The sequence below is a fragment of the Psychrobacter sp. 4Bb genome (assembly GCF_002836735.1).
In the GTDB taxonomy this organism is placed as follows: Bacteria; Pseudomonadota; Gammaproteobacteria; order Pseudomonadales; family Moraxellaceae; genus Psychrobacter.
This window is the reverse complement of the sequence record NZ_PJAS01000077.1, coordinates 59578-70779: the sequence shown is the minus strand read 5'-3', so window position 1 is coordinate 70779 and position 11202 is coordinate 59578. Positions and strand designations below refer to the sequence as shown.

Annotated in this window: 11 protein-coding genes; 3 read left to right on the top strand and 8 right to left on the bottom strand. The window is 42.5% G+C overall.

Going from position 1 to position 11202, the window contains the following annotated elements; all coding sequences use genetic code 11:
* The first annotated feature begins 167 nt into the window (after positions 1–167).
* Positions 168–1442 (top strand): cation:proton antiporter, encoded by a 1275-nt coding sequence (locus CXF60_RS14195; RefSeq protein ID WP_101204848.1) that lies wholly within the window; start codon positions 168–170, stop codon positions 1440–1442.
* Between the two features lie 78 nt (positions 1443–1520).
* On the opposite strand, the gene CXF60_RS14190 is transcribed toward CXF60_RS14195, so the two are convergent.
* Genes CXF60_RS14190 through CXF60_RS14180 form a run of 3 tightly spaced genes read right to left on the bottom strand, consistent with a single transcriptional unit; the run spans position 1521 to position 4405 of the window.
* Positions 1521–2006 (bottom strand): DUF2127 domain-containing protein, encoded by a 486-nt coding sequence (locus CXF60_RS14190; protein ID WP_371548220.1) that lies wholly within the window; start codon positions 2004–2006, stop codon positions 1521–1523.
* 55 nt (positions 2007–2061) lie between these two features.
* Positions 2062–3273 carry a dihydroorotase gene (locus CXF60_RS14185; protein WP_180958159.1) on the bottom strand — a complete coding sequence of 404 codons (1212 nt, stop codon included), beginning with the start codon at positions 3271–3273 and terminating at the stop codon, positions 2062–2064.
* 58 nt (positions 3274–3331) lie between these two features.
* Positions 3332–4405: an aspartate carbamoyltransferase catalytic subunit gene (locus tag CXF60_RS14180; RefSeq protein WP_102092420.1), complete on the bottom strand. Its 1074-nt coding sequence runs from the start codon at positions 4403–4405 to the stop codon at positions 3332–3334.
* A gap of 389 nt (positions 4406–4794) precedes the next feature.
* Between CXF60_RS14180 and CXF60_RS14175 the strand changes: the two genes are divergently transcribed.
* On the top strand, positions 4795–5775 hold the full coding sequence (locus CXF60_RS14175) for a class 1 fructose-bisphosphatase (protein ID WP_102092419.1): 981 nt from the start codon (positions 4795–4797) through the stop codon (positions 5773–5775).
* A 281-nt stretch (positions 5776–6056) separates the two neighbouring features.
* Positions 6057–6851 (top strand): TrmH family RNA methyltransferase, encoded by a 795-nt coding sequence (locus tag CXF60_RS14170; RefSeq protein ID WP_102092418.1) that lies wholly within the window; start codon positions 6057–6059, stop codon positions 6849–6851.
* A gap of 205 nt (positions 6852–7056) precedes the next feature.
* Here the strand turns inward: CXF60_RS14170 and CXF60_RS14165 are convergent, their stop codons facing one another.
* From CXF60_RS14165 to CXF60_RS14145, 5 genes are all read right to left on the bottom strand, one after another.
* Complete coding sequence (locus CXF60_RS14165; protein ID WP_057758839.1) at positions 7057–7989, bottom strand: electron transfer flavoprotein subunit alpha/FixB family protein; 933 nt, start codon at positions 7987–7989, stop codon at positions 7057–7059.
* Positions 7990–8141: 152 nt separating this feature from the next.
* Positions 8142–8891, bottom strand: coding sequence for an electron transfer flavoprotein subunit beta/FixA family protein (locus CXF60_RS14160; RefSeq protein ID WP_102092417.1), 750 nt, complete (start codon positions 8889–8891; stop codon positions 8142–8144).
* 450 nt (positions 8892–9341) lie between these two features.
* Positions 9342–9911 (bottom strand): DUF421 domain-containing protein, encoded by a 570-nt coding sequence (locus tag CXF60_RS14155; RefSeq protein ID WP_102092416.1) that lies wholly within the window; start codon positions 9909–9911, stop codon positions 9342–9344.
* Between the two features lie 267 nt (positions 9912–10178).
* The gene (locus CXF60_RS14150) at positions 10179–10391 is read right to left on the bottom strand and encodes a cold-shock protein (RefSeq protein WP_057758834.1); all 213 of its coding nucleotides are present in this window, start codon (positions 10389–10391) and stop codon (positions 10179–10181) included.
* Positions 10392–10754: 363 nt separating this feature from the next.
* Entirely contained in the window at positions 10755–11186 is a 432-nt protein-coding gene (locus tag CXF60_RS14145) for a hypothetical protein (protein WP_101204855.1), read from the bottom strand.
* Positions 11187–11202 lie beyond the last annotated feature (16 nt).

Genomic DNA, 11202 nt, shown 5'->3' with positions numbered 1-11202 from the left:
TGTTTAAATATATGGCAATATCAGCCCTTATAAGCACTTTACTTATAAGCACTTTACTTATAAGCACTTTACTTATAATCACAAAACCGATAGCTAAAAACACTTATAACGTCCCTATAAGCCCTGCGCTTTAGATACTTTTTATATTCATATGAGACCTACTTTTTATGGCATCTGCAACCAGCCTTACTATCCTAGAAATCAGCGCCATATTTTTGTCGATTACTGCTTCGTTAACTTATATTAATCACCGTTTTATTGGTCTGCCGACCACTATCGGTGTCATGGTCATCTCTATCTTACTGTCAATCGGTGCGATATTTTTGGGCTTCTTAGGGTTTGATCAGCTGATTGATTACGAAGTCAGTTTATTGGAGCAACTTGATTTTACCGAAGTACTCTTAGACGGCATGCTATCGATGTTGCTATTTGCAGGCGCATTACACGTCAATATTGGTGACTTGAGACGCTACAAGCTACCTATCGGCATCCTTGCAGGACTTGGTACGATCATATCGGCGATGCTCATTGCGACCGCAATTTACTTTATGTTGCCGCTCTTCGGTTTCGGCCTGCCGTTTCTCTGGTGTCTGTTGTTTGGGGCGCTTATCTCCCCTACCGATCCTATTGCCGTCATGGGTATCCTGTCGTCAGCAGGCGCTCCAAAGAGCATCGAGACCGTCATCGCTGGCGAGTCATTGTTCAATGATGGTATCGGCGTGGTTATTTTTGTCTTACTGCTGGGGATTTTATCTAGCGGTGATATCCCTACTGCCAACTACGTCGCTCATACATTAGCGGTTGAAGCTGGTGGCGGCGTTGTATTCGGACTGGTACTTGGGGCGATTTTGTATTACTTGCTCAAGAGCATTGATAGCTATCAAGAAGAGGTGCTATTAACATTAGCAGGCGTCATCGGTGGCTACGCGCTGGCCAGTCATTGGCATTTATCAGGGCCACTCGCCATGGTCATGATGGGCCTAATGGTTGGTAATCGTGGTCGCGAGCTAGCCATGAGTGATAAGACACGGCACTATATTGATTTGTTTTGGGAATTGATTGACGAGATTTTAAATGCCATTTTGTTTGTGCTCATCGGTCTAGAAGTGGTGATGATTGCTTATTCAGGCAATTTATTTATCGCGAGCGGTTTGACGATTTTGATTGCGCTCGTTGCACGGTTTATCGTGGTAGGCATGACGACAAAAACCTTTCATCGTCAGCTTGATTTGCCTACGGGCGCATGGAAAGTCCTGACATGGGGCGGTTTACGCGGAGGTATCTCAGTCGCGTTAGTATTACAGCTACCGATCGGGGCTGAACGAGAGATTTTATTGGCACTCACTTATGCAGTGGTGATTTTCTCCATCTTGGTACAAGGTTTAAGCGTTGGAAAAGTCGCTAAAAGCATTCGTACGGATGAAAAAACAGTAGACGTATAAGCCAAAAATATAGCAGGCACAAAAAATCCAGCATAAGATACTTGTCTTATGCTGGATTTTTTAACTTAAATTTAAACGCTATATCAAGCCCTTTCGTTTCATATTACGATAAACCACAATAATAATGAGTAGATTAGAAACCAATATCCCAAGCTTAAACCAATCAAATGGGCTAACGATCAGATAGTAAATCTCTATAGGAATAAATACCCCGTAGCCTAATACCCCAAACCAATACGCCCATGTTTTGTCATGCCATAAGCCATAGGCTTCTAGGAAGCGCAAACTGGCATAAGCGAATATCAATAATAAAAACATCGGCCAGTTTTTACTTGCCTGCTGAGCAATACGTACGGCACTGTCAATTTGCGGGGCAAGCATATGGCCGAAACTGTGCTGCCAAGTAACGGTTGCGGTCGTCAGCCAATGCTCAAGATTGGTATGCCACCACCATAATGCCCCTGCTCCTAGTAACGCACCAACACCTTTGACTACCTCATAAATGGCCACCGCTTTGATAGACTCACTCGCCGTACTGCGCGATTTTTCTTGCTGACCATTCATAGTAACCCCTTTATCCTTCAAGGATGGCGGCAGACGGTCATCCTGTCGGGGCAAATTAGCCAAAGAATGTCTCCACAACACGTCCTTGCAACTGCTGATTGAAAAATGGCGTGTTTTTACCACTTGATAGCATAGATTGTGCCGTTACTTGCCACTCAAGGTTAGGATCGACTAATACTGCACCGCCGATAGCTTCATACTGCTCGCTAATACCTGCGATTTTTGCAGGATTCAGGCAGATTTTATCTACTAATTGCGAGAGTGTTAATACCTCATCATTGACCAGCTGACAAGCCAACGCCATAAACGTATCAAAGTTTGAGATACCGGGCGTACTCTCAGCAAACGGTGCTTTTTTGGCGGTACTATTCAGTGGCTCGTGATGACTACAGATAGCGTCGATAGTGCCATCTTTTAATCCGCGGCGGATTGCCTGCTGGTCCGTGTTACTACGCAGTGGTGGTAACACATATGCCTGAGCATTAAAGCCTTCAAGATTGTCATCAGTTAAATACAGCTGATGCATCGCAACATCACACGTAACAGGCAAGCCTTTATCTTTTGCCCAGCGCATAAGCTCAATGGAAGACTTACAGGATAACTGGCTAAAATGAGCAGCGATTCCGGTCTCTTCAACCATCAGTAGCTGCGTAGACAGTGCAACAGTTTCCGCAATCCAAGGAATCCCTTGCAAACCATGATAAGAAGCAATATAGCCCTCATGTGCCACGCCATCTCCAGACAGACTTGGCTCATCAGGATAAAAGAATACTTTCATACCAAAAGTTGCCGCGTACTCTAGTGTACGTAGCAATACTAAATCATTGCGAAAAGGTCTACGCGCATTAGATACTGCGATACAGCCGCCCTTTTTAAGCCCTGCGATATTAGACGGTCGTTCGCCCTCTAACCCTGTGGTCAATGCACCCAAAATATGCAAGTAAATCCCGCCATCACTCAAGGCTCGCTCACGTAAACCTTTCAAGAGTGAGCCATTTTCTAAAATAGGATTGGTATCAGGCGGCGTCACTACATGCAAAAACCCATTACCACGAGCAGCGCTGCCTTCTGATTTTAGCGTACCGTGTTGCTGTTGGCCTGGCTCACGCAAGCGCGCGCATAGATCTACCAATGGTGGTAATAACCACATCTCACGGCCAGAATCGAGTGTAGACAGTTTTTCTATTGCAGTTTGTGGCAATGCATCTTTAAATGCTTTTGGTAAATGGTCAAGAATGGGTGCATCCGTATTAAGCATGGTAGACATAACGTTATTACCGTATCAATAAAATGAAATAAATGAGAATAAGTCGCGCGGCAGCCTGTTACTTGCCAGCCGCTTGATGAGCACGCTGACCTTCCATCGCAAGTGATAAGACCGCCATACGAATGGCAATACCGTTATTTACCTGCTTTAAGATAACGGATTGCGCGCCATCAGCCACACTAGAGGCAATTTCAACACCGCGGTTCATCGGCCCCGGATGCATCACTAATGCATCAGGCTTAGCGAGAGCTACCCGCTCTGGCGTAATCCCATAATGCTTATAGTATTCACTTGAGGATGCCAAGAGCGGCGAACCGATACGCTCATTTTGTATTCTTAATCCCATGATCACATCACAGTCAGTGACACACTCATCCATGTTTTCATATACTTGTACACCGAAACGCTCGATACCTTTGGGCAGTAGAGTGCGCGGCGCACAAACACGGATGTCTGTCACACCTAGCGTTTGCAGTGCACTGATATCAGAGCGTGCTACGCGTGAGTGTTTAATATCACCAACGATTGCGATAGACAGCTCTTCAAATGGTCGCGGTGCTTCACGGTGAATGGTCAACATGTCGAGCATTCCTTGAGTAGGATGCGCATGCCAGCCATCGCCACCATTAATAATAGCAATATCAGGCGTCACTTCTGTCGCCATAAAATGCGCGGCACCTGATGCTGAATGTCGAACCACAAAGATATCCGCGGTCATTGCCTGTAGATTCCAAAGCGTGTCGCGCAGACTCTCGCCTTTTTTGGTACTAGAACGTTCGATATCGATATTGAGTACATTGGCACCCAAACGTTTTTCTGCCACCTCGAATGTCGTCCGTGTACGAGTCGATGGTTCAAAGAACAAATTCATGACCGTATAGCCGTCTAACTCAGGACGATTAATTAACTGTCCGTTTTCATCAAAGAAAGTCTCTGCTTTTGCGATAATAGCTTTGAGCTGTGCTTTGTTAAGACCTTCAACACCTAAGAAATGCCGGATACTGCCATCAGTGTTGAGCTGCGGACGACTTAGTGAAGTATTGAGCCTTTGATGAATCGTATTGGGATCAAATTTTGCATAATCAGTCGGTGAGACTGGTTGTGTAGCGCTACTATCGATAGGATTTGACATAATGGCGAGTCTTTATTGTGGGTTTATATGAGTCTATAGTAATCACTTATTCATCTTTGTTCGATCATTTATCACTGATAGGCATAGATACAAAGGACATTTTGACGCTTATTTGCTACAATTTACCGTAATCAAATTCGACCGAAAAATAGCCTCAGCAGACAATCAGAAAGCGTGAGTAGACATGCTGTATTCTCATAGAGAATAATTCTGACAAAACTATAAATGAATAACAATAGATATAGTGTAGCCGATTTTGTGGTCGGGACAAAGATGCCGTATTAGCTATTTAAGAATTTACCTATTTCAGGTGTGCTAAATGCCACCTACTTCTTTACTTTGACATCTATCCGTTCTTTTACTTTCCATACCATTTATTAGGAAGCCTTATGACGACCTTAGCAGACTATCTAAACCAACATGCCACTAGCCCTGCACTCAATGACGTGATTACCACTGTCACTGATGTCGGTAAGACGATTTCACAGTTGCTCAGAAAAGGCGCTCTGGCAGATATCTTGGGCGAAGCAGGTAATCAAAACGTCCAAGGCGAAGATCAGAAAAAGCTCGACGTACTAGCCAATGACTTATTGCTAGATGCATTGGCAAAAAATATACATTGTGCTGGTGTCGCTTCAGAAGAGCTTGATGACGCGACCCCTGCTAATGACGATGGTAGCCTATTGGTACTATTTGACCCATTAGATGGCTCATCAAATATCGATATCAATATGGCAGTAGGTACGATTTTTTCTATCTTACCGTATGAACGTCAAGGTCAAACCAGTGAAAACAGCGACTATCTACAGGCAGGTAACAAACAGCTAGCAGCCGGTTATCTGCTATATGGTACCTCTACTGTCCTAGCGTTAACCGTCGCTGATAAAGTTGTGATGTTTAGCCTAGATCCAGAGACTTCTGACTATGTGCTGATAGAAGACAATGTTCAAATCGATGCCGATACGAGCGAGTATGCTATCAATAGCTCAAATTATCGCTACTGGCGTGCGCCGATGCAGCAGTACATTGATGAGTTAATCGCTGGTGAAACAGGTGTACGTGGACGCGATTTTAATACGCGCTGGGTAGCAGCCATGGTTGGTGACGTCCATCGTATTTTATGTCGCGGTGGTCTGTTCACTTATCCGTTTGATACCAAATACGCTCATAAAGCGGGTAAACTACGCTTGATGTATGAAGCCAACCCAATGAGCTTATTGATTGAACGCGCGGGTGGCGGTGCGACAGACGCGGTCAATCGTATCTTAGATATCGAACCGACTGATATTCATCAGCGTGTTCCTGTGGTACTCGGTAGCAAAAACGAAGTCAATTACGTGAAAGACTTACACGTCAATTATTCTGAATAAATAATTAGGGCGTGTCCTCAATTCAAACGAGTGTCCTCTAAATGGGCTAAAAACAGCTAAATTTTGCCAAACATCGTCAAATAGTTGGTCAATATCTCGATATTATCTGCACTATTTTCCTCGTTTGACGGCAATTTATCTCATTTTTATCACCATTTTTAAAATGAGGACACGCCCTAATTTGCGCACCTGTTAAGAACAGCCAGCAGAATGCTAAATTAATAATAGGCATTGTGTTGGTTATCTAAACGACTCCTTTACTCTTCTCTAAGCGATCCACTATGGTATTAAATCCCACCGAGCTGATTACCTCAGATAAGAACACAACAGTGAAGCTTGTAAAAGCACTGTTGTCCCAAGCACGCCAGCGTAAAAAGAACGGTCAGACAGTCATAGAAGGCGTCCATTTGATAGATGCTGCGCTGCGTAGTGACTATCCTTTCGCCCAAATACTACTGTCTGAGTCAGCGCGTAGTCACCCTGAAGTTCGGCAGGTATTGACTCGCCTGCCCACTTATACGCCTATTCTTACTTTGTCAGACGCACTTTATGAGAGTATTCGTAGCTTAGGTACTGGCATCGATATCATGGCAGTGATCAAAGTGCCAACGCCTAGCCTATCGATGATCGATGAGGACTGCTTAATCTTGAACGACGTACAGGATAGTGGGAATGTTGGTACGCTACTACGCACAGCTGCAGCCGTTGGTATCCGCAATATCTTATGTACCAGTGCGACCGCTCAAGCTTGGTCTCCCAAGACGCTACGAGCAGGTATGGGTGCACAGTTTGCCCTGACTATCTATGAGGGCTTGAGTACGCAAGATATTTTGGATCACGTACAAGTGCCGCTTTTGGCGACTAGCTCACATACAGATACTATCATTTACGATCACGACTTATCTGCGCCTGTAGCTTGGATTATGGGTCATGAAGGCCAAGGCGTTAGCGACGAGCTAATGCAATGTGCCACGCCGATAGCATTACCGCAGCCAAATGGTCAAGAGAGCTTAAATGTAGCGATTGCAGGGTCTTTATGTCTATATGAGACCTTACGCCAAAGACAATACTCTTAGCCTGCATTTATAACTACTATCAAAACCCTATCTATCAAGCATAAAAAACCCACTACCAATTGATAGTGGGTTTTTTATTATACGTCTACTACTGATATAGTCAAAGAAGTCTAAAACGGATACAAGGCAGCCGACTACAGATTATACAAGTAGTAAATCTAAGGAGGGTAACGCCGTAGCCGTTTAGTAGTTCTGTGACTATATATTAAACCTTGCTAGTTAGCTCAGGCAATGCTTCGAACAAATCGGCTTCTAAGAAGTAGTCAGCAACGCTAGCGATAGGTGCTTCTGGGTCATTGTTGATAGCAACGATGACTTTAGAATCTTTCATACCAGCCAAATGCTGAATCGCGCCTGAGATACCAGCTGCGATATATAGCTGCGGTGCAACGATTTTACCCGTTTGACCGACCTGCATATCGTTTGGTACATATCCTGCGTCAACAGCAGCACGTGATGCACCAACAGCAGCGCCTAGCTTGTCAGCCAATGGCTCAATGTACTTGGTGAAGTTTTCACCGTTTGCCAAGGCACGACCACCAGAAACAACGATACCAGCTGAGGTCAATTCTGGACGATCAGACTTAGCCATTTCTTCGTTAACGAAGCTAGCTTTACCAGTTTCTTGTACGTTATCGATAGTTTCAACAGTAGCTGAACCGCCTTCGCTCGCCACTGGGTCAAACGCAGTAGTACGTACTGTTAGTACCACTTTGTCTTCTGTGGTTTTTACTGTCGCTGTTGCATTACCTGCATAGATAGGACGCTCAAACGTTTGCGCATCTACTACACCTGATATTTCAGACAGCATGCTGACGTCAAGTAACGCAGCAACGCGTGGCATAAAGTTTTTGCCAGTCGTGGTCGCAGCCGCTAGGATATGGCTATAATCACCAGCGATATCAGCAACCAATAGCGCCACGTTACCTGCCAATTGATGCTCATAAGCAGCATTGTCAGCCAATAGTACTTTAGTCACGCCTTCTGCTTTTGCCGCTTCATCAGCAACAGCTTGGCTACCACTACCAGCAACCAATACATGGATATCATCACCCATTTGTTTAGCAGCAGCGATGGTGTTTAAAGTTGCCTTTTTTAGACTGGCATTGTCATGTTCTGCATATACCAAAATTGCCATGGTTTTAGTCCTTTATATATTCGTATTATCTATTCATGCGGTTGTTTGCGTACAAAGCTATTTGAGCAACTATCGTTTAATATAAGATAAAGCAGTCAAATTTATAGCCTTGTACAGGATATGCCGTAGCGAAGTATCCAATCATTAAAACATTAAATGACTTTTGCTTCGTTTCTTAGCTTATCGACCAACTCATCAACTGACCCTACTGTAATACCAGCTTTACGGTCAGCAGGTGGCACGACTTTAATAATCTCTTGCTTAGATGTCATATCAACACCGAAATCAGCTGGCGTTTTCTCATCAAGTGGCTTTTTCTTCGCTTTCATGATATTAGGCAATTTAGCATAACGTGGCTCATTCAAACGTAGATCAGTCGTGATGACTGCTGGCAAATCAAGTGCAACAGTTTGTAGGCCACCATCGATTTCACGCGTTACGTTTACTTTATCGCCTTCAACTTTCATTTCTGATGCAAACGTACCTTGACCGATACCCATCAATGCCGCTAGCATCTGACCCGTTTGGTTGTTGTCATCATCAATCGCTTGCTTACCTAATAGGATAATATCAGTGCTTTCAGCTTCAGCGATACTTTTTAGAATCTTAGCAACTTGTAGTGGATATGGTTTTTCGTCACTTACGACTAATACACCACGGTCAGCACCTAGCGCTAGGGCTGCACGAATCTGCTCTTGTGACTCTTTTGGACCGATTGAAGCAACAATGATCTCATCAATGATGCCAGCTTCTTTTAGACGAACCGCTTCTTCTACTGCGATTTCATCAAAAGGGTTGATTGACATTTTAGTGTTTGATAAGTCAACGCCAGAGTTGTCGGCTTTTACACGAACTTTTACGTTATAATCAATGACACGCTTGACCGCTACTAATGCTTTCATACGTTCCTCGTTTATTAATGTTATGAGTTAAAAATTGTCAGTTAAGAACCAAAGGTTCGTTGTGGTTCAAATTGTCGTTCAAAATACTGCTCAAGGTTATTACTACATCAACAGAATATAGTTAACTAAGAAAGATGAGCCAATACCTAAGAGCATATTAGCATTGTATCTCTTACTAATGAAATCTGCTAAAGCTAAGCCGACCGTTATTATCAGACCTATGTATCTTGCGTCAGCAGGCAGATAAGGTCAAGACAACGCCGTGAATAATGCGTCATAAATTTGTCAACACTCTACAATAAATACTCTATAAGCGCATCGTTTCAAGATTTTTATGGTTCAACAGCTCAAAATGCTCATACCCTTTATAGCATTCTAAGCCTTAGCTTTACTTAATATTTTGTTATTATTTATCTCTTCAAAGTTAACGGATAAGAATAGTTAATCGAGTCAGACCTGCGACTTACCATTCTTACTAGCACCAAGCAATAATTCGCTATCACGTATATCGTCAAATAAAGACCAATCAGGTTCGACATCATTGTTCTTGATGACACTCATATCACCTGTCGTCTCCATAATCACTGCAAACACTTCTGTTTTCGCTTTGATACCATTTTTACGTAGCACTTCCTGCACATCGCTGGTACTAAGATTAGCCTCTTTTAGATTATCATCTAAATACTCGCCATGAGCCATTAGGATAATAGCTTGATTATCTATCAGAGCTTTTAGTGGTTTTATTTTGCGTCTGATAATTGAAATAACACCCTGTATCAAGAATAGCACCGCAACAGCAAACAATCCTTGAAGTAGAGAGGGCTTATCTGACAACACTGTCGACGCTAATATACTACCAATACCAACGGTCATGGCAAAATCATGGCTTGATAACTTAGAAAAACTGCGTAAACCCATCAATCGAGTAAACAACATCAGCCCTACATAAAAGCCTACAGCAGATAAAGAAATCCCGAGCACCTGTTGCCAGTCAATTGAAAGCCAATTTTCCCACTTCATAATACAACCTTATCTATTACATTTTTATTAAATCATTGTTCGCTATTACCTGATGATGTTGACCGTCAAAATCAATAGTACCTTACATTACCAACACTTTGTCATGCCAAAAAAGCCCCATAAAAAAAGCAACCTGATAAGAGGTTGCTTTTTTTTAAAGTCGATACAGTATTTTTATTGTTTTAACAAACAAAGTAATCAATGCGTATTGATAATCTTATTGTCATTAAGCTTACTGGCAAGCAGTTAGCCTAATAATAAATGAGATTAGATAGCTTCGATTTGCTCAGCTTGTGGGCCTTTTTTGCCATCACCTAAGATGAAAGACACTTTTTGGCCTTCGGCTAGAGTTTTGAAACCGTTACCTTGGATAGCGCTGTAGTGAGCGAATACGTCTTGTCCGCCGTTGTCTTGAGCGATAAAACCAAAACCTTTAGCTTCATTAAACCACTTTACAGTGCCTTCAACTTTATCTGACATAAATTTTCCTGACTCTTTAACTGTTGGCGAGACTTGTGTCATCACCGATTAATTGATATATACCCTAATATTTTCTGCTAAATGCGGCGGCCAAAAATGCTAAATAATCTTAAAGAAAATTTGCATTTTTTGCCTCAAATATTTTGAGTACAGTCTGATTATAACAGTTTTCTATGGTAGGAACAGTCTAAATTGCTGATTTTTGTAAATAAATACTCACTATTGTTGCAAGCTAACATCGATATTAATCAGATCCATATCTTATTGATATGAAATAGTTTTTATTTATAAATGCACCATAACTCCATCAATAAACCACTAATTAAATAAGTCGACATAGATGATAGTAGGTTGGAATATCAATCACTGCAATGGTGATGTTGGTAACCATGCTGAACTCAATACGAGCAAACATAACGCAAAAAACACCAATGAAAATGACTGACTGTAGGCAATATATTTCGCTGGAATGACCAAGTCTTTAGGAGAGTCAGGGATGCCTTTACGCTTCAGTAGCTTGGTACCATATATCCAGCCAAAGGTCGTGTATATGCCATATGCTGCTGGCACTGCGATAGCTAATGGGGTCAAATCAATAACGTATAAAATCACCACTGATATGAAGAACCATAGAGTATCTAACAATGAACTGACTTTGAAGAATTTAGATTGAGGCAGTTTGCCATCAGTCTGTTTGAGCATCTCCCCTTCTATCCAAATTAAAACTGCTACCACAGCGCTAAGAGTAATATATACGAATTGCGGCGTTAGCCAGTCTGAATAAGATATTTGCACAGCATACAACCTATTA

Excerpts from the sequence above, each read along its gene's own strand:
- CXF60_RS14150 (WP_057758834.1), bottom strand. The coding sequence starts at position 10,391 with ATGTCAGATAAAGTTGAAGGCACTGTAAAGTGGTTTAATGAAGCTAAA.
- CXF60_RS14160 (WP_102092417.1), bottom strand. The coding sequence starts at position 8,891 with ATGAAAGCATTAGTAGCGGTCAAGCGTGTCATTGATTATAACGTAAAA.
- CXF60_RS14195 (WP_101204848.1), top strand. The coding sequence starts at position 168 with ATGGCATCTGCAACCAGCCTTACTATCCTAGAAATCAGCGCCATATTT.
- CXF60_RS14180 (WP_102092420.1), bottom strand. The coding sequence starts at position 4,405 with ATGTCAAATCCTATCGATAGTAGCGCTACACAACCAGTCTCACCGACT.
- CXF60_RS14155 (WP_102092416.1), bottom strand. The coding sequence starts at position 9,911 with ATGAAGTGGGAAAATTGGCTTTCAATTGACTGGCAACAGGTGCTCGGG.
- CXF60_RS14185 (WP_180958159.1), bottom strand. The coding sequence starts at position 3,273 with ATGTCTACCATGCTTAATACGGATGCACCCATTCTTGACCATTTACCA.
- CXF60_RS14170 (WP_102092418.1), top strand. The coding sequence starts at position 6,057 with ATGGTATTAAATCCCACCGAGCTGATTACCTCAGATAAGAACACAACA.
- CXF60_RS14165 (WP_057758839.1), bottom strand. The coding sequence starts at position 7,989 with ATGGCAATTTTGGTATATGCAGAACATGACAATGCCAGTCTAAAAAAG.
- CXF60_RS14190 (WP_371548220.1), bottom strand. The coding sequence starts at position 2,006 with ATGAATGGTCAGCAAGAAAAATCGCGCAGTACGGCGAGTGAGTCTATC.
- CXF60_RS14175 (WP_102092419.1), top strand. The coding sequence starts at position 4,795 with ATGACGACCTTAGCAGACTATCTAAACCAACATGCCACTAGCCCTGCA.